General features: G+C 58.8%; 16 protein-coding genes. 2 read left to right on the plus strand and 14 right to left on the minus strand.

Translation table 11 applies throughout. From position 1 onward, the window contains the following. Nucleotides 1-43: 43 nt before the first annotated feature. The 10 genes from CUU80_RS04275 to CUU80_RS04320 form a co-directional block, all read right to left on the minus strand. Entirely contained in the window at nucleotides 44-700 is a 657-nt protein-coding gene (locus CUU80_RS04275; RefSeq protein WP_243388633.1) for a hypothetical protein, read from the minus strand. Continuing rightward, nucleotides 684-2,294 carry a family 43 glycosylhydrolase gene (locus tag CUU80_RS04280; RefSeq protein WP_100496120.1) on the minus strand — a complete coding sequence of 537 codons (1,611 nt, stop codon included), beginning with the start codon at nucleotides 2,292-2,294 and terminating at the stop codon, nucleotides 684-686. The genes CUU80_RS04275 and CUU80_RS04280 overlap by 17 nt, the downstream gene beginning before the upstream one ends. 124 nt (nucleotides 2,295-2,418) lie before the next feature. Then, complete coding sequence (locus tag CUU80_RS04285) at nucleotides 2,419-3,810, minus strand: sensor histidine kinase (protein WP_100496121.1); 1,392 nt, start codon at nucleotides 3,808-3,810, stop codon at nucleotides 2,419-2,421. Then, entirely contained in the window at nucleotides 3,807-4,532 is a 726-nt protein-coding gene (locus CUU80_RS04290) for a LytR/AlgR family response regulator transcription factor (RefSeq protein ID WP_100496122.1), read from the minus strand. The genes CUU80_RS04285 and CUU80_RS04290 overlap by 4 nt, the downstream gene beginning before the upstream one ends. 92 nt (nucleotides 4,533-4,624) lie before the next feature. After that, nucleotides 4,625-6,130: a Pup--protein ligase gene (gene pafA, locus CUU80_RS04295; protein ID WP_100496123.1), complete on the minus strand. Its 1,506-nt coding sequence runs from the start codon at nucleotides 6,128-6,130 to the stop codon at nucleotides 4,625-4,627. Further along, complete coding sequence (locus CUU80_RS04300; protein WP_100496124.1) at nucleotides 6,130-6,333, minus strand: ubiquitin-like protein Pup; 204 nt, start codon at nucleotides 6,331-6,333, stop codon at nucleotides 6,130-6,132. The genes pafA and CUU80_RS04300 overlap by 1 nt, the downstream gene beginning before the upstream one ends. Before the next feature lie 42 nt (nucleotides 6,334-6,375). Then, entirely contained in the window at nucleotides 6,376-7,236 is an 861-nt protein-coding gene (locus CUU80_RS04305) for an inositol monophosphatase family protein (RefSeq protein ID WP_100496125.1), read from the minus strand. Between the two features lie 17 nt (nucleotides 7,237-7,253). Continuing rightward, complete coding sequence (gene dop / locus CUU80_RS04310; protein ID WP_100496126.1) at nucleotides 7,254-8,981, minus strand: depupylase/deamidase Dop; 1,728 nt, start codon at nucleotides 8,979-8,981, stop codon at nucleotides 7,254-7,256. 43 nt (nucleotides 8,982-9,024) lie between these two features. Beyond that, entirely contained in the window at nucleotides 9,025-10,593 is a 1,569-nt protein-coding gene (gene arc / locus CUU80_RS04315) for a proteasome ATPase (protein WP_100496127.1), read from the minus strand. Between the two features lie 65 nt (nucleotides 10,594-10,658). Further along, entirely contained in the window at nucleotides 10,659-11,378 is a 720-nt protein-coding gene (locus CUU80_RS04320) for a DedA family protein (RefSeq protein WP_100496128.1), read from the minus strand. Between the two features lie 107 nt (nucleotides 11,379-11,485). On the opposite strand from CUU80_RS04320, the gene serB reads away from it, so the two are divergent. Continuing rightward, on the plus strand, nucleotides 11,486-12,172 hold the full coding sequence (gene serB / locus CUU80_RS04325) for a phosphoserine phosphatase SerB (RefSeq protein ID WP_243388662.1): 687 nt from the start codon (nucleotides 11,486-11,488) through the stop codon (nucleotides 12,170-12,172). 53 nt (nucleotides 12,173-12,225) lie between these two features. Then, nucleotides 12,226-14,598, plus strand: coding sequence for a primosomal protein N' (locus CUU80_RS04330; RefSeq protein ID WP_100496130.1), 2,373 nt, complete (start codon nucleotides 12,226-12,228; stop codon nucleotides 14,596-14,598). 7 nt (nucleotides 14,599-14,605) lie between these two features. Here the strand turns inward: CUU80_RS04330 and CUU80_RS04335 are convergent, their stop codons facing one another. From CUU80_RS04335 to CUU80_RS04350, 4 genes are all read right to left on the minus strand, one after another. Beyond that, a complete protein-coding gene (locus CUU80_RS04335; RefSeq protein ID WP_100496131.1) occupies nucleotides 14,606-15,535 on the minus strand; it encodes an RluA family pseudouridine synthase in 930 nt (309 codons plus the stop codon). Next, on the minus strand, nucleotides 15,532-16,089 hold the full coding sequence (locus CUU80_RS04340; RefSeq protein ID WP_100496132.1) for a signal peptidase II: 558 nt from the start codon (nucleotides 16,087-16,089) through the stop codon (nucleotides 15,532-15,534). The genes CUU80_RS04335 and CUU80_RS04340 overlap by 4 nt, the downstream gene beginning before the upstream one ends. A 20-nt stretch (nucleotides 16,090-16,109) precedes the next feature. Then, nucleotides 16,110-17,477, minus strand: coding sequence for a DivIVA domain-containing protein (locus CUU80_RS04345; RefSeq protein ID WP_100496133.1), 1,368 nt, complete (start codon nucleotides 17,475-17,477; stop codon nucleotides 16,110-16,112). 190 nt (nucleotides 17,478-17,667) lie between these two features. Continuing rightward, nucleotides 17,668-17,970, minus strand: a complete 303-nt coding sequence (locus tag CUU80_RS04350) for a YggT family protein (protein WP_100496134.1) — start codon at nucleotides 17,968-17,970, stop codon at nucleotides 17,668-17,670. Between the last annotated feature and the right edge of the window lie 35 nt (nucleotides 17,971-18,005).

Genomic DNA, 18,005 nt, shown 5'->3' on the forward strand with positions numbered 1-18,005 from the left:
TTACTTGTGTGAAATACGGTGTCACCGAGCAATAGAGCCCGATTTATCGCTGCTTGAAAATCAGTTTCATGATTGGGTAGAAGACCCAGAACGAGAGGGTGCAGTTGATGATCATGGTGATGAGGTCGGCGGCGGTGGCACCGGCTCCTCCACCCATCACGTTGATGCACCATCCGTAAAGCGGGGCTTTGTACAGGCCTTGCAGGGCGGCTGCGCCGATGGTGATGATCACGTAGGCGAGCACATACCAAGCTGCGGCCTTCCATACGCTGCCGGTGGATTTGAAGGTCACTTTGCGCTGGGTGATGAAGTTGATCACCTGCGCGATGGCCATCGTCAGTTCCACGGCCAGGAAGTAGGCCAATCCGCCGCCGCCCGCGATGCCGGCCGCATCGGTGGTGCCGATGGCTCCGGCGGCATAGTCGAACACGTAGTATGCGCTGCCGTCGAAATTATGACCGACTGGAAGCACTTGGAAACTCGTAGCGACCAACGGGGTCAGACCGAACAGCCATTTGAACACCGGCATCAATACCAGTTGCAGTACCGTGACCGCATTGCACACGATGAAGAACATGATGAATTCGGCGATGCCATGATGTTTGGCGTCGAATCGAGCCCAACCGCGCCGTATGGCGCCGACAGGCCCGCGTCCACCTACCGCCACCGTAGACTGTGCATCTTCATTGGCTGTTGTCATTGTTCACCTCCTTGACCTGATCATGAACGAATTCAAACTCAAGAAAATCGATGGAACCGGAGCCGGTGTACCGCAAATACAGCGGACAGGAATGCATGTGGATTTCAACTGGTTTGTTTTGCGCACTCCCCGCCGTGGTTTCGATGCCGTTCGCCCCGTCCGCAGGAGGCAATGACGCTTCCGCCCGGAACGTCTGCCAGCCATCGGCCCTGTTGACGGTAATCGGCACCGTGGAGACAATAACCGAACCAGCCGGATCCAAGGAAACCACGAACGCTCCCTTGGCCCCTCCCCCGCCGCGATGCGCGCGAACAGTCGCCGAAATGCCGTTCAGAGGCCAAGAATTACCGCAATCAAAGTATTTGAATCCAGCCACCGCACCGTCACGCATGTTAGCGATGTACTGACGGGCTGCAACCGGACCGGCTTCGGCCTTGGCGTCACGTTCGTCCTGTGTGAAATAGGGATGTGCGGCCAGCCGTCTGGCCGGATGCGAGCCGTCGTACCGGCCGGCACCGTCCTTGCTCCATAGGTTGCAGGCGATGCGGGCCTCATACTTGCCGCTTCCCCGCAACGGCCCGCCATTCAAGCCACAACTCGTGACTTCGGCTTGAGCGAACCGCCATTCACCGGTTGCAGCATCAAACGTGGCGTCAAGCCGTTCGGCACAGGCCTGACGGGCGTAGGAGCTGCGATTGGTCTGGCGATGGTAGAACGTGTAGAAATCATTGCCGATGCGCAGCATGCCACCGTGCGTGTTGCCGGTGTAGTTCGAGGCGCTGGATTCGTCGTCATGTCCAGGCAAACCGACATCGCCTATGCTCACCAGCGTGCCGCCATAACGGAATCCGTCAGTCGGAGAATCGGAAACGGCATAACACAGCTCATGATTGAGCCGGGACGAGTATACGAAGTAGTATTTGCCATCCCACTTGCGCATCGAAGAGGCTTCGAAGAACTCATGTCCCGCGAACGAACCGGGCCCGGTTTTAGGGAACAACAGTTGTTCAGGCGTGCGAATGGTCACCATGTCAGATTCCAGTTCGAGCACATAACCACCGTCGAAGCCCAGTGAGCGGAAACCGGTGACCGCGGCGGGCACGGGAGTGTAAAAACCGGAGTACAGATAGACACGGCCGTCATCATCCACGAACACGCCCGGGTCGAAGGGGAAGGAATCGCCTTTGCGTCGCCCCCAAATCGTGCCGTCCGTGTAATGCACATGCCCATAGAACTCGTACGGGCCGGCGGGCGAATCAGCCACCGCCACGCCCATCAGCCCCCAGAAATCAAAGGCATAGTACAGGTAGTAGCGGCCGTCAGGGCCAACTGTCACATCCGGGGCGAACAGGAGCCGCAGACCGAAACTGTTCTTGGGATCCTGACGCTTGCGGTAGATCACACCCTCATAACGCCAGTCAGACAGGTCATCCACTGGCGCGGACCAGCAGACATAGTCGTTGACGCAGAACATCGGAGCGCCGAAACGGTCATGCGAACCGTAGATGTACACGCGATCACCGAACACGTACGGCTCGGCATCGGGGATGTACTCCCCTGCCGGAAGATACGGGTTGAAGGCCTGACGTTCCACGATGCGCTCCCTGTCGAGTCCGAAGATGCAACGGATTCAGCAATGAATCTTGATGATTCCATCATCGGGGAAATGACGGCTCAGGAAAGGGCAATTGCACGAACGGTTGGCTTATTGCACGAAATCATCGAGGAATGAGTACGGTCAGGTCGAACCAACCGTCACGTTTGGCGATGGTCAGGGTGCCGCCGTATGTGCCGGCCGTGTGACGGATGCTTTTGAGACCGAACCCGTGGAATCGCTTGTCCGCTTTGGTCGTGGAAGGCAGGTCACTGTCCGCACCGCCGGTCAAGCCATCGCCATCGGCTGGACCGCCGGCCGCATCATCGGACTGCAGATAGTTCTCCACACGAATCAGCGTGAAGCCGTTCACATCCGAAACCGTCACGTGAATCAACCGGTGCGAGGCGTCCGTGATTCGTCGCTCATATTCGATGGCGTTGTCAAGCGCGTTGCCGAATATCGTGCAGATATCCATCTCACTGACCCGGTTCAGCAGCGAGCCGTCCGCCACACAGGTCAATTCGATGCCGTCGCGCGCACATATCAAACCTTTGCCAGTCAGCATCGTGTCCAAAACCGCGTTTCCGGTTTTGAAGCGAGCCTCGTACTCCTTGATGCCATGTTCGATATCGTCGAGATATTCCTCACGTTTACCGGGGTCGGACTCACGTCGCAGCACGGCAATCTGATGCTTTAAATCGTGATACTTATGATTGATGACGGCGATGCTTTCCTTGGACTGCTGGTACTGCGCATACTGCATCTGCAATACCGTTCGCATCGAGTCGAGTTCACGCCGGGCATGGTTCTCACACAGTTGGACATGGAAAGCGTAGAGGAAGGCCACGCCTCCGAGTCCGACCAAGGTACGGATGTTGAACACTTCGGTGCCGATGGTGCTGGTGAATGGTGTGGCGGTAGACACGTAGCTCAGATTGCTCAACGTAAACGTCGTAATGGCGATAATGGCTGTCACTGTGAGGTCCCGCCCACCCACATCCAGCGCCGCAGCGTTCTGTCCGCGTTCCAGCAGCACCACCACGGCGAACACCGCGCCATACATGACGATGAGGAACGGGAGTTCAACCCATGACGCACGCGCGGGCCAGCCATATCGTCCCGACAGATAGTAGTACAGCTGCCATTCGAGCGAAGCGGCGAACTCTGCGATCACGAACGCGCGCATCATCCAATACAGGCAGGTCGGTGCGGAGCAATCACAACACAGACGAATCGTCACCAGCATGATGGCCAACGCCACGGCCATTCCGGGCAGCCACAACGCCACCGGCACCATGCCGATACCGATCTGCACCGCCACAAGCGCTGCCAACGAGCCGATCAGCACACCGATTTTTCGTACATCCGGCATGGTGCGCGTCACCAGGAGAATCAACGTCACGCAAGCCAGCCATTCGGCGAGCGCCGTATGCGTTTTCGGGATGTCCGGCACTGCGCCCACCGTATTGACGACATCGGCCGCTGCGATGATGCTGAGATCCACGCCGATCATTTGATCACGTTTCCCAAGTAGGCAGTAAGTGCGGTAAGCAGGTCACGCTGTTTGGCCCGGCTGACCGGAATGCGTGCTCCGCCGCCGATCACAGCGCTTCCGTCTTCCATGCCGCGCACATGCGCAAGATTCACCAGAATGCCTTTATTGCACCGGAAGAACGATTCGCCAGCGAGTTTGTCCTCGACTTCCTTCATTGAAGAGGCGGTGGATTCGAATACTCCATCGGCCGTATGGTATGCCAGCCTGTGGCCGCTGCTCTCGATCCACAATATTCGGGAGATCGGCACGCGCATGGTGCTGGATTTGGAGGTGATGACCAGATATCGCTCTTCCGCACGCGATCTGGTCTGCATGCGGGAGATGGCGCGCCCGAGCCGTTGCGTGAACGCGAAATACGAAATGGGCTTCAGTACATAGTCCAGTGCGTCCACACGGTAACCCTGAATGGCGTATTGGGCCATATTGGTGATGAAGATGATGACCACCTGACCATCCACTTCGCGGATACGTTCGGCGGCGGTCATGCCGTCCATGGACGCCATTTCGATGTCCATCAGAATGATGTCCCATTCGGCGCGATAGTTCTCCACGATGTCTTCGCCGTCGGGGAACACCGTAATGTCGAATCGTTCGTGGATTTCCTCGCTGTAGCGGTCCAGATATTCGCGCAGAGTCTGTGCGTAAGCGGATTCGTCCTCCACAATCGCCACACGAATCATATGCCGCGTCTCCTTCGCCGCTGACCAACCATGTACCGTATCACTGTAATGCACGATGGCCGGCAGCGGCAGCACAGACACTCAGCAGACGTTCAACGGCCGAGGATCGCCATAAGATGCTCGAATTCGGCAGTGGCTTCAGCACTGAACGGGTCCAGAAGGATGGCTTCGCGGCGTTCGGGGGCGGTTACGGTCAGGTGAGTCCAGTCGGCGGAGAACTGGGCACCTGAGGCCAGAGCGGCTTCCACGAACCGTCCGCGCAAGGCAGCACGGGTGTCCTGCGGCGCTTCATGCACCGCGCGTTCCACTTCGTCACGGGTCATCAACTGGTGTAGCTGTCCACGTGAAACCAGCGAATCATAGAGATGTCCGTTGGCCACGTCATGGTAGTCGAGCTCCAACTGTTCCAGCTGGATAGCGGTCACGTCCGGACGGCGGCGACGCAACGCCTCGAACACCCGACGTTTGGCGGCCCAGTCCACACGATCGGCAAGCGCCTCGTAATCATGCGCCTCCAAGGCCTGCAGCACACGGTCCCATTCCCCTAAAATTACAGCCGTCGGCGAATCTGTAGCGACATCTGTCGCATGCTTCATCATCGACGTACTGACGGCAAACGCGGCGTCCATCGCCTCACGATGATCAGCTACGAACAGGGCGACCGCATGGAAATATCGACGTTGCAATGCGAGCGCGCTCACCGTTTCTCCCGAGGCGAGCGTCAACGCGGCATCCGGTGCATCCAAGAACCGGCTGACCGCACGGTTGGCGGAGGCCGGGTCGATAAACGCCCAATCCTCGAATCCGGACGGCTTACCGCGGCGGAACGCCTCTTCGATGACGCACAGCACGAGATGCGTCACCACAAGTTTCATCCATGTGGCCCATTGCGAACGGTTGGAGTCGCCGATGATCACATGCAGACGACGGAACGCGTCGGGGTCGGCGTGTGGCTCGTCACGAGTGTTGACCATCGGGCGCGAGCGTGTAGTGGCGGAGGAAATCGCTTCATCCAGGAAGTCAGCGCGCTGCGTGATCTGGAAACCATCCGGGGTTATGCGGCCTGCGCCCGTGTACAGCTGACGGGTGATCAGGAACGGCAACAGCTGGTGCTCCACGGCTTCCAACGGTACAAAGCGGCGCACCAGATAGTTTTCATGGCAGCCGAAAGCATGGCCGGCCGAATCCACATTGTTCTTGAACACGTGAACAGTGGCATGCTCGCCGTATGTTTCGCGCAGTCTGGTCTGCGCCTTCAGGGCGAGCCCGCGCATCACCCGCTCGCCGGCAAGATCCTGTGCCAATGCCTCATGCGGGGCGCGCGCCTCGGCAGTGGCGTATTCGGGATGGGAGCCGACGTCGAGATAGAGTCGGGATCCGTTGGTCAGATAGGTGTTGGTGGAGCGGGAGCGGGAGACGATGGGCTGGAACATGGTCATGGCCACCTGTCCGGCATCCACAGGCTTTTCAACTCCGGTCACTGCCACACCGTATTCGGTTTCCACGCCGAAAATACGGCAGAACCCGTCCATCTCAGCGGATGGCACGGGTTCTGTGGCGTGGAGGGTACGAGTACCGCTATCACGCAGTTGAGGCATCACTCGCCGCCTTTTTGCACGAAGCTGTTGACGTATTCCTCGGCATTGGTTTCCAGAGTGGACTCAATATCGTTCAGGATGTCGTCCAATACGTCGGACTGATCCTGAGACTGGTCCGCACTTTGGGGAGCGGATTGGGCGAGCACGTCGTCTTCGTGGGTTTCCTGTGTCTGGGATTGGGGCTGTTCGAATTGCTGTGGCATGAAGGTCTTCTCGATGTTTTATTGGTAAAGGCTCAGTAGGGACTATTTCAGATACTGCTTGAGTTCACGACCGATCAGGCCATTGGTGGCCACCACGTCATTGTCATGACGCCAGTGGATGCGTTCACCGTCCCACCGGCTGAGCGTACCTTGCGCTTCCCATACCACCACGGTGCCGGCCGCGATGGCGGGAATGTCCCACACGTGCAGCATCGGCTCGAAATAGGCGTCGTACGTACCGTCCGCCACCTTGCACAGATCAAGGGAAGCCGGCCCCACACGCTTGATATCGGCCGGGCGTCCTGCCAGCGACGAGGCTACTTCCAATGCGCGGCGGGATTCGTCGGGAATGAAGGACATGCCGTAGCTCAACACGGAGCCATCCAGCGACGAGGTCATCGAAGGAACAACCTTGTCTCGCTTCTCACCCACCGTAGTCTTGTGGATACGTACGGCACCTGCGCCCTTGGCCGCCAGATACGTGAGGCCCAGAGCCGGGGCATGCACCACGCCGATAATGGGTTTGGGCTCGTTGTTCTCATCGAATTCGAACAATGCAGCGGTCAGCGTCCATTCGCTCATGCGACGCAGGTAATTGATCACACCGTCGATTTTGCCGATGTACCAGTAACGCTGGCCGGGGCGGCTGGAGGCCGGGCGAGTGGTCCAGAAGCCATCGAAATGAGCGATGTCCGCAAGACGGGTACTCATGAAGCGCAGGATCTTGCCGTCAACCTCAAGTTTGGTGCGGGAATCCGCGACCTTGACGTCACTCGGCTGCGCAATGCTACGCGGATTGAGCTGGGCCTGCAAGGCATGCTGGCCAGCTTCCTCAAGTAGGCCGGCGACTTTGAGCGCCAGGCCTCGCAGATACTGTGGAGTCTCTTCGCGTGTTTCTTCCATAATCCCTCAGTGTATCTTTACCGGCTGCCGTACGCCAATGCTTTGAGCAGGTCGATGGCGTGTTCGGCAGATTCCATCGGCTTCGCACAGTGCGCTTTGTCGAAGGCGAGTGGATTGGAGATGTCCAATGAGAACAGTCGGCGGTCAGGAGCTGCCATGTGCCCGGCATTGCCGTAGAACTCCTCGGAATCGTCGTCGTTCATGGTTTCGGGCTCGCGGGCGGTGAGTCTGGACCAGCTTACGGCGGCCACTTCCGAGCCGAATCGACGCACCAGCATGGCTCGCAGCCATGCACGGGTGTTTTCGGGAGGTTCGGCGGCGGCAAACGTCACCTCGGCGGATGTGTTCACCCGTTCGGTGCGGGGCACAAGCTTGGTAAAAACGCTGTCTTCGGGGTCAAGAGCGGCCCACTTGAGGTCGATGACCTGTAGACGTGGGTCCGCCCATCCGTAGGCGGCATCGGCGGTTCCCGAACGGACGTCGGATACGACAGACACGTCATCATCCGCGCCAGCAATATCACGGCCGACGTTCGCCCCCTTGACGATCTTCCTACGCAGCTTTTCCAGCAGTTGCCATTTCAGCAGCCATTCCACGCGGCTTGCCTCGCCGGTCATGTTCAGTCGCTCATCATCAGACGCATGGCGTATGGCGGCCACGTCGGCAAGGGCCTGTCCCCACATCGCCATTACGGAGGTGGTGGGCTTGTCCGGCCATTGAGGTTCGCCGGCGGTATCAGTACCGTTCACGAGCGCCGCCACCTGATATACGGCCTGCCGCAGTTTGAGCTGAATCAGCCAAGCCGTGGTTTCGCCGCCCGATGCCAGAGGCAAGACGGCATTGAGACCCAAATCATGGGAGACGGTATGCATAGCCTCGACCGGATCGGCCAGTTCCAATCCATCCAGGAAAGCGGATACGTCAAAACCGGCTTCATCGGCATGCTCCAGCAGCCACAGGAGCATGCTGGTGGTGCCCAGTTTCAGAACTTGAGGCACATCCATGCGATTGGCGTCGCCCACGATCACATGCAGGCGGCGACAATCATCCGTCGAGTGCGACTCGTCGCGCGTATTGATAATCGGACGCTCGAATGTGGTCTGCAGACCGACGCGCGCATGAATGTAATCGGCTCGTTGGCTCAGCTGATAGCCGGCCGTTTCGCTGCGTTCCCCCAGTCCCACACGCCCCGACCCGGCATAGATCTGTCGGGTGACGAAGTGCAGGGTCATCAGACGGCTGACCTGATCGAACGGCACGGCGCGATTCATCATGTAGTTCTCATGCGTACCCCAGCTTGCGCCTTTGCCATCCACATTGTTGCGGTGCAGTTCAATCGGCTGGCCGGTATCGGCCCTGGCCCGCTCACACGCCTGCTGCATCAGCAGATTGCCGGCATGATCGTACTTCACCGCTTCAAACGGGTCCGTGGTCTCCGGTGCCGAATATTCCGGATGTGCGTGGTCGACATAGACGCGTCCGCCGTTGGGAGCTATTACGTTGGTGATGTTGAGCTGCGGCGCGTCGGTGAGCATGTCCGGACGCGCGTTGGCCCGTTCCAGACGCATGCCGCGCGCATCGTTGACCGGATCCTCCTGCCGGTAGTCCCATCGGATATTGCGGCTGTGCTTGTCTGCCGCCGCACTGACCACGTCGAAGGACAATTGCACCGGATTATACCGACCGGCACCCTTCACCGACACCGCGTATTCGGTTTCGGTGCCCATCACCCTCCGTACGGTCATGCCATGCTCCTTGCCTGTTCGTCGTTCAACTTGCCGTCTGATGCTACTGTCTGCATGCACGGATGCGACGTATCGGATCCATACCGTTGATCAGCGCCCACTGTACAGGGTCCACATCCACCATCGAATCACTGGACTCGCGATATTCGTCCTCCACCGCGGCGGCGAGCAATGGCACGGTGATGGCCACGGCTTCGCCCGATTCGATGGACTGCTTGACGGCGCGGGTTTTGGCGCGGTCCACCACGTTCTTGAGCATGGCACCGGAAACCACGTCCTTCAGATACAAAGCGGACCATTGGCCGTCCTCACCCTGCACATCACAGAGATGACGCCGTTCGGTGGCCTCGTATATGTCCTGCACCAGCACCTCGGACAGGGCATGGGCGTCCACTCCGGCTTCCAGCGGCAGATCATCGGTCAGGTAATGGTTCACGATGGCCACGGCTTGGGCGCGAGAGGGCCGCCCCACACGGATTTTGACATCCAATCGTCCCGGCCTCAGTACCGCGGGGTCGATCATGTCCACACGGTTGGAGGCACCGATCACCATCACATTGTCCAAAGTTTCCACGCCGTCGAGTTCGGAGAGGAACTGCGGCACGATGGTAGTCTCCACATCCGAGGAGACACCGGAACCGCGGGTTCTCAGCAGCGAATCCATCTCGTCGATGAACACCACCACCGGTTTGCCTTCAGCGGCACGTTCGCGAGCCCGCTGGAAGATGAGTCGGATGAGTCGTTCGGATTCGCCCACATACTTATTCAGCAGTTCCGGACCTTTGACGGAAAGGAACACGCCTTTGACCATGCGTTCGGCATCGCTGACGATTCCGTCACCGTCCACATCGTATCCACCTTCGCATAGGGCGTTCGCCACGGCCTTGGCGATCATCGTTTTGCCGTTGCCGGGAGGTCCGTACAGCAGTACACCTTTCGGAGGCTTCAAGTCGTAACGCTCGAACAACGCACGATGTTGGAATGGCAGCTGCACAGCGTCACGTATGCGGCCGATCTCCTCATCCAAGCCGCCGATGTCACGGAAGGTAACGTCCGGCGTCTCTTCAAGTACCAGATCACGATCGCCTTCTGCCGGCAACAGTTCGATGGCCATCCTTACGGACGGGTCCACAATCACCCGGTCACCTTGATTGACGCTTTGATGTGCAAGCGCAGTAGCTCGTCGAACAAGTACAGGATTGCCGGATGCGTCAGCGACGATGATACGACCGTCGTCAAGTGGCTGGCGAACGGTGCGAATCTGACCGACGGTGTCCGCGTCCCGCTGTTCCACCAATACCAGCTTCTCGTTGAGCATCACCGTGGCGCCGGCAACCAATCGCGCGGCATTCACATTAGCCGCCACAGGTACCACCATGCGCCGGCTACCGGAGATGACCTCCGCCGAAGCATGCTGGATGCCATCGTCGTCGGTCCGCGTGGAGTCCACCTTGATCATGGTTGCGAAGGTGAGCGGCGGCTGCGCCAACTGGGCAAGCTGCGACTTGGCTTTGGTGAGTTCCTTGCCGGCTCGGGTGAGCGCTTCGGCGAGCGCATGGTTCTTGGCCATGAGCCGATCATTGAGTTCGGCGAGATCTTCGGTTGCGGTCATGTATTCCTTCTTGGCGCTTGAGGCCGAGCGTATCGGCGTGGGCTGCGCCGACGATCGAATCCCATTCACTCGGACTCGTGAGCCGACTTCCTGCTACGCAACAGCGTACGCACTTTGCGTGCGATGAGCCAGACGATGATCACAATCACCGCGCCAATGACCACATCCTCGAACACGCCGAGCGCTCCTTGGATGGAGCACCACTGGTCGCCGAGCAGATAACCGGCGGAAACCAGAATGGTGTTCCATACAGCCGAGCCGAGCAGGGTCCATCCGGTGAAATGCAGGAAATTCATACGATTGAAGCCGGCCGGAATGGAGATCAATGAACGGACCACTGGAATCACACGACCGATCAGCACCGACCATGTGCCGTACTTGGTGAACCAGTCGTTGGCTTTGCCTACGTCCTTACGGCTGACGCCGGGAATCTTATCCGCCGCACGGTTGATGCGATGCAGCCCCACCCAACGGGAGATGCCGTACAGCATCCATGCGCCCAGCACCGATCCCACGGTGGCCCAGATAATGGCGGCCGGTAGGCTTAACGTGCCTCGTGCCGCGGTGAATCCGGCCAGTGGCAGGATCACCTCCGAGGGAATGGGCGGGAATACGGATTCCAATGCGATGGCAAGCGCCACACCGATTCCCCCGACGGTTTCCATCAGGGTGATCAGCCAATCGGTGATGGTACCGATCAGTCCACCTTCGGATGTGGTGCATATCGGTGCCTCAGCGGCAAGTACGCCATGGGACACGGCAATGACAGCAGCAGAAAAACTCATAGGGGGCATTGTCCCAAGGTTTTTCGAGAATCGAAGGCATGACGCAAGAAGATGTGCATTTTGTTGACAACTCGGAAACCGGACTGCATGACCTGCATGGTTTTGGCATGGACTCCGACCAGTCACAGACAGATGAGCATGGGATGCCGCTCGCCCCGACGCTGGCCAAGCCGGGACTGCTGGTGATGGATGTGGACTCCACGCTCATTGACGAAGAGGTCATCGACGAGTTGGGAGAGGCCGCCGGCTGCGGTGAGGAAATCGCAGCCGTGACCGAACGCGCGATGCGTGGCGAGCTGGAGTTCTGCGATGCGTTACGAGCCCGTGTGGCGTTGCTGAAGGGCCTGCCGGTTTCCGTATTCGACACCGTGCACGACAAACTACACTTCACCCATGGCGCATTGGAGCTCATCGACACCCTGCATGCTCATGGTTGGAAAGTGGGCGTGGTTTCCGGAGGCTTCCATGAAGTTGTAGACCGATTGGCCGCCGAGGGACATATCGATTATTGGATCGCGAACCGTCTCGACGTGGCCGACGGCAAGCTCACCGGCAAGGTGCTGGGCGATATCGTATGCAAAACCGTGAAACTGCACGCATTGAAATCATGGGCGGAACGTCTTGGCGTGCCGATGAGCCAGACCGTGGCCGTAGGAGATGGAGCGAACGATATTCCGATGATTCAGGCCGCAGGCCTTGGTTTGGCGTTCTGCGCCAAACCGAAAACACAGCTTGCCGCTGACGATGCGATCAACGTACGCGACCTGACTCGCGTACTTGATTATTTGCGCTGAACTGACTTCGGTAAAATTTTACCGAGTATTGCTGCGCCGCTTATAGTGAGGGCATGACTGCTGTGGACGCCGAACAATTGACGCTTGCGGGATTGGCACCGCGCAAGCGGCGTAAGCGTGCGCCCGCAGAACATGTTCCGGCTGCGGAATTCCCGATTGCCCAAGTGGTACTGGACGTGCAGGCTTTGCATCTGGGCCAGACGTTCGACTATCTGGTCGACGAGAAGGACGATGAGGCCGCCCGGCCCGGTGTTCTGGTACGTGTACGGTTCGGCGGTCGGCGGGTCAGTGGCATCATCTGGTCTCGTGCAGCTGATTCTGGCACTCCTCGTTCATCGCTGCGTTATCTCGATCGGGTGTTGAGCCCGGATGTGCTGGTGCCTGATTCGATGCGCCGTGATATCGGGTTGATAGCCCTCGCCTACGGCGGGACACGAGCCAATATCCTCCGTTTTGCCGTGCCTCCACGAGTGGCCAAAGTGGAGACCGAACAGCGTATGGCCGCTTCATTCGCCCGTCCGGTAGGTGGTGCTCTGTCGTTTGCGCAAACTGAGACCAGAGCCGACGCTGGAGACAGTATTCAGTCTGCAAGTTCTGCCGGCACTGGATTCGCCGGCCGCGGCTTGCGATCCGACGACATGTCCAAATACGACGCCGATGCGCCGTTTTCTGTGGCTGCCAGCGTACGAGACGGAGTGGAACAAGGGTATCGACGCATTGCCGCAAGTTACGCCAATGCCAGTATGCTCAAGGACGCGTTATCCGGACAACGATTTCATTCCTTGGTGTTCGATGCCATGCCGGGAGCTCGCCAATGGCAACGCGATATGGCATGGATGGTGGCCAGTGCGCTCTGCGCCGGCAAACAGGCCATAGTCGAGCTTCCCACCATGCGTGAGGTAGATGATCTGCTGTTGACATTGCGCAATTATGGACTGGTTCCCTTTGCGCCGGGGCCCACCGGAGGATGGGTGGGCGATGTGGCCGTGCTCAACGCGGAGACTATGCCATCCGCAGACCGGTACCGTGCTTACCTGGCTGTGGCATTGGGACAGGTCAAAGTGGTGATCGGCACACGATCGGTAATGTACGCGCCGGTCGAAGGACCGGCCTTGTTCGCCATTCTGGAGGATGCTGCCTATCAGAATATGGACGGTATGATGCCCTACCCGCAGGCACGTGGTGTCATGCGGCTCAGAGCGAAAGCACATAACGGTGTATTCGTGGCTATGGCACAGGCACGTACTGCGCAAAGCCAGTGGGAATGCGACACCTCCGCGCATACGGTAGAGACGCCGGTCAGCGGTTTTTCCGTCGATATTCATCCATTGGCCTCTCCACTGAAAGACGCCACGCCTTGGGTTCGTTGGCTCAACCGCGATGAACTGGCCCGACTGGCTGATCCCTCCATCGGCGCGCGCGTACCGCATACCGCGGTGCGTGTGCTGAACAAAGCACTGGAAACCGGTCCCGTACTGCTTTCCATTCCGCAAGACGGCATCGCCGAGACGCTCAGCTGCGCGCATTGTCATAAGCAAGCCCGATGCGCAAAGTGCTCAGGCCCTTTGCAGCTGCCTGCCGATCGTCAGGATCCCACTCCACGATGCCGCTGGTGCGGTGCCGCCGCTTTGCATTGGCAATGCCCCGAATGCAAACACGAACGCATGCGAGTGGTCCGTGTGGGTGCTGCCGGAACCGCAGCCGAACTATCCGGTCTTTTCCGAGGGGTGCCAGTAGTGCTTTCCAGCAAAACACAGGGACTGGTACGCGATGTGGCGTGCCGCCCCGCCATCGTCATCGCCACACCGGGTTTCGAACCTCGCGTGCGTCCGATCAGCGCCGAACAAGGTTCCGGCGGTCATGAATACCGAGCCGTGGCCATTCTGGATGCATGGACCAGTTTGTACGACCTTGGAGTGGACGCACGACTGGATACGCTTACCGCATGGATGCGTGCGGTAAGTCTTTGCGCACCTCGGTCACGGGGCGGCCAGGCACTGATCCTCGGAGAGACCGATCCGGTCATCGCGCAATCGTTGATGCTGTGGGATTCCAGGATTCTCGCGACTGATGATCTCCAAGAGCGCAAAGCCACCGGCATGCCGCCCACTGTGGCAGCCGCCTGCGTATGGGGGCGTAGAGATGCGGTGATGACGCTGATGGACCGTATCGGCGTTCTCAGCGGTGATTGGGCGGTATGCGACGACATGCCAGCTCTGCTTGGGCCGGTACCGATCGCCCAGCCGCAGACCGTGGATGCCCGCGAGCTTGAGGCTACAGCCGATCGGGTGAAGGTAGTGGTCCGTGTCCCGCAAACGCTTCGTAGCGCATTGGCGGAGCGTCTGCACCGGGAGACCGCCCGCCATGTGGCTGCACGCGAGCCCGGCGAGCTCCGTTTCCGCATCGATCCTAAAGACCTGATTTGAGACGGACTCAATCCGATTCGGTATGACGGGCACGCATAACAGCAAGGGCACCTGCCAAGTCGGCCGGATAATGGGATTCAACAGTGGTCCAAACCCGAGTACGCGGGTGACGGAATTCGAGTTTCATGGCGTGCAACCACTGACGTTCAAGGCCGAGGGCTTCAGCAAGCACCGGATTGGCGCCATACATGGGATCTCCGCACAGCGGATGCCCGATCGAGGAGAAATGCACACGAATCTGGTGAGTGCGTCCGGTCTCCAGATTGACGCTTACCAGTGTGGCCTCATGCCCGAAACGCTCCATCACATCCCAATGGGTCACTGCCGGTTTGCCGGCAGGCGTGACGCAGAAGCGAAAATCGGATACCTTGGCACGCCCGATCGGAGCCTCAATGGTGGCCCTATCCTGCTTCAATACTCCCTGTACCAGCGCATGATAGGTTTTGCGAACCTCGTGTTCGGAAAACTGCCGACGCATTTCGGTGTATGCCAGATCCGATTTGCACACCAGCATCAGGCCGGATGTTCCCACATCGAGACGGGAGACGATGCCTTCACGCCCCGCAGCACCATATGAAGTGATATGGACGCCACGATCACGCAATGAGCCAAGCACCGTAGGGCCCGTCCATCCCACGGAAGCGTGGGCGGCCACGCCTACCGGCTTATCCACCACGACGATATCGTCGTCCTCATAGACCACGGCCATATCGTCGGCAATAGGTTCCGGCTCGACCTGTTCCTGAACCAAATCGAATTCTACGGTCTCCCCCGCCGCCAGCGTGCTGGATCGAGACACTTGCTTGCCCAATATGCGGGCCTGACCATCGTCAATCAGATCGGCGGCTTTGGAGCGGGATATACCCAGCATTTTCGCGACGGCTACATCAAAACGTTTGCCGACCAAGGCGTCCGGCGCAGGAACCATACGGCTCATAGGACGTCCGCCTTCGAATCGGCACTCCCGTCCTGTGAGTGTTCTTCGGTTGCCGGTTCCAGATCCTTCTCGCTGAACGGTTCTCCCATAAGAATCAGCAGGACCATAACCACCCCGGCCACAACAAGGTAGATATCCGCCACATTGCCTACAGACCAGCCGTAGTTGAGGAAATCCACAACCTTGCCGTTCAAAAAACCATCCGCATACATCACTCGGTCGATGAGATTGCCCAACGCTCCGGCAAATGCCAGAGCAATGATCATGGACCATTTCATCGAAACCGTACGCACGCCCAGTATCGCCATGGCCACACAAGCAACCAACGCCACAAGGCTGATCATCCACGTGGCACCTGATCCCATGCCCAGTGACGCTCCGGGATTACGCACTAACGTAAACGACAACAGACCGGGAATCACTCGGACCGTCTGCCCTCCGGATAGCGCCGCCATTGCCCACGCCTTAGTGAGCTGGTCGACGATCAACGCGATTGCCGCCACACATGCAAAGACGGCCACGCGGGTGCGCAGCCGTCCCTGTTGGTTCGTCATACGACCGTACCTGCCTACGCTCAGTCGTTCTTGGACGAGGTCTGGTCGGCGTAGTTGTTCGACTCGGACACCTGAGCGGCCAGCTGGCCGAGGTATTCGGTCAGACGAGCACGGTATTCGGTTTCGAACTGCTTGAGGCTCTGGATGTTGCCCTCCACGACCTTGGACTGGTTCTGGAGGTTGTCACGAACCTGCTGAGCATACGTATCGGCGGCGTTGCGAGTATTCTTGTCATACTCGGCGGCACGCTGCTGCACTTCCTTCTCGTAGTTGTCCGCATCCTCGTGCTGGGTCTTGGAGTAGTTGTCCGCATCCTGACGAGTCTTGACGGAATAAGCATCCGCCTCGGAACGAGTGTTCTGCGAGTAGGTCTCGGCATCCGCATGGGTCTTATCGCGGTAGGCGTCCGCCTCGCTACGGGTGCGATCGGAGTACGTATCCGCCTCGGAACGAGTGCGAGTGGAGTACTCGTCTGCCTCGCTACGGGTACGATCGGAGTAGTTGTTCGCCTTGGTCACCAGATCGTTGTAACGGTTCTGGCTGGCCTCGGTGATCTCCTTGGCCTTGTTCTTGCCCTTTTCCACATACTGGTCGTGCAGCTGCATGGCCAAGGTAAGCATGGCGGTGGCGCGCTCCGGCTCGGTACCCGGCATAGAGGCAGCGCCGGCGATCTTCTGCAGGGAGCCGGTCTCGGTGCTCGGCTCGACCTTGGAGACCTGAGTACGCAGCTGGTTCTCACGCTGCTTGGCTTCTTCCAGCTGACGAGAAAGATCCTGAATCTGGGCGGCCTGCTGCTGGGCTGCGGCACCCTGCTGCTGGGCTGCGGCACCCTGCTGCTGGGCGGCAGCGAGTTGACGCTGGAGCTCTTCGTTGGCGGCACGGAACTGGTCGCGCTCCTGCTGAATGGCGGCGATCTTCTGGCCGACGGCTTCCTGATTGCCGGAAGCCTGAGCCGCCTGAGCGGTGAGCTGGTCGATCTGAGCGTTGAGCTGGTCCACTTGACCCTTAAGCTGCTCGTTCTGAGAGGAGAGCGCACGGTTGGATTCTTCGGCCTCATTGAGCTTGGCGTTAGCCAGCTGCGCAGCCTGATCACCGCTTGCCTGAGCGGCCTGCTGCGCCTTTGCGGCGGCTTCCTTCAAACCGGCGTTCTCAGCCTGCAGCTGCTGGACCTGACCATTCAACTCGGAAATCTTGGCATTGAGCTTGCTCACATCCGGACCCAAAGACTGGGTGGCCTGACCGCCGGCTACCGCCTGACGGCCCAGAGCCTCAACCGTTTCCGTAACCTGATCGAGGAAGTCGTCGACCTCGTCGACATCATATCCTTCCTTGAATCGGACCGTTTGGAAGGTATGCTCCCTAATATCCTTCGGCGTCAACAGAGCCATAAATCTTGCACCTCGCTTTGGGGCATTGCCCGCACTTACGTTGGTCTCAAATCAGAATGCTATCACGACCCCATCGTTTCGGGGCATAAACAGTGGTTTTTGTTGCATATATCAGACCAAAAACCGCTTTAGTGGTCCTTCGCATCATCACCGCAATGCATGTGCCCGCAAAACGTTGCAGGAAAAGGCCTTAGAAGATCACCAAAACAATATTTTCGAGTACCACCAGAGCGAAGTAGAGCACGATAAAACTCACATCGAGATAGATACCCCCCAAAGGCAGGGGGCGAATGTACTGACGCAGCCATCTCAACGGCGGTTCGGTAATCGAATAGACTACGTTGATCAGCTGGGCTACGACGCCGCGCGGATACCAGTTGCGTGCCAGCACCGAAACCCAATCGAGAATCATACGGATGAAGAGCACGGTGATATAGGCGTTGATCAGCCATGCAAGCACACGGCCGATGATGGCGAAAGTCAAAGAAAGCATAGTGCTCACAGTAACAATTGCGCGCGAACAGTATG

It is taken from the genome of Bifidobacterium scaligerum, assembly GCF_002802865.1.
GTDB classification, from domain to species: Bacteria; Actinomycetota; Actinomycetes; order Actinomycetales; family Bifidobacteriaceae; genus Bifidobacterium; species Bifidobacterium scaligerum.

Excerpts from the sequence above, each read along its gene's own strand:
- CUU80_RS04350 (WP_100496134.1), bottom strand. The coding sequence starts at position 17,970 with ATGCTTTCTTTGACTTTCGCCATCATCGGCCGTGTGCTTGCATGGCTG.
- CUU80_RS04285 (WP_100496121.1), bottom strand. The coding sequence starts at position 3,810 with ATGATCGGCGTGGATCTCAGCATCATCGCAGCGGCCGATGTCGTCAAT.
- CUU80_RS04345 (WP_100496133.1), bottom strand. The coding sequence starts at position 17,477 with ATGGCTCTGTTGACGCCGAAGGATATTAGGGAGCATACCTTCCAAACG.
- dop (WP_100496126.1), bottom strand. The coding sequence starts at position 8,981 with ATGACCGTACGGAGGGTGATGGGCACCGAAACCGAATACGCGGTGTCG.
- arc (WP_100496127.1), bottom strand. The coding sequence starts at position 10,593 with ATGACCGCAACCGAAGATCTCGCCGAACTCAATGATCGGCTCATGGCC.
- CUU80_RS04275 (WP_243388633.1), bottom strand. The coding sequence starts at position 700 with ATGACAACAGCCAATGAAGATGCACAGTCTACGGTGGCGGTAGGTGGA.
- serB (WP_243388662.1), top strand. The coding sequence starts at position 11,486 with ATGGACTCCGACCAGTCACAGACAGATGAGCATGGGATGCCGCTCGCC.
- CUU80_RS04335 (WP_100496131.1), bottom strand. The coding sequence starts at position 15,535 with ATGAGCCGTATGGTTCCTGCGCCGGACGCCTTGGTCGGCAAACGTTTT.
- CUU80_RS04290 (WP_100496122.1), bottom strand. The coding sequence starts at position 4,532 with ATGATTCGTGTGGCGATTGTGGAGGACGAATCCGCTTACGCACAGACT.
- CUU80_RS04330 (WP_100496130.1), top strand. The coding sequence starts at position 12,226 with ATGACTGCTGTGGACGCCGAACAATTGACGCTTGCGGGATTGGCACCG.
- pafA (WP_100496123.1), bottom strand. The coding sequence starts at position 6,130 with ATGCCTCAACTGCGTGATAGCGGTACTCGTACCCTCCACGCCACAGAA.
- CUU80_RS04320 (WP_100496128.1), bottom strand. The coding sequence starts at position 11,378 with ATGAGTTTTTCTGCTGCTGTCATTGCCGTGTCCCATGGCGTACTTGCC.
- CUU80_RS04300 (WP_100496124.1), bottom strand. The coding sequence starts at position 6,333 with ATGCCACAGCAATTCGAACAGCCCCAATCCCAGACACAGGAAACCCAC.
- CUU80_RS04340 (WP_100496132.1), bottom strand. The coding sequence starts at position 16,089 with ATGACGAACCAACAGGGACGGCTGCGCACCCGCGTGGCCGTCTTTGCA.
- CUU80_RS04305 (WP_100496125.1), bottom strand. The coding sequence starts at position 7,236 with ATGGAAGAAACACGCGAAGAGACTCCACAGTATCTGCGAGGCCTGGCG.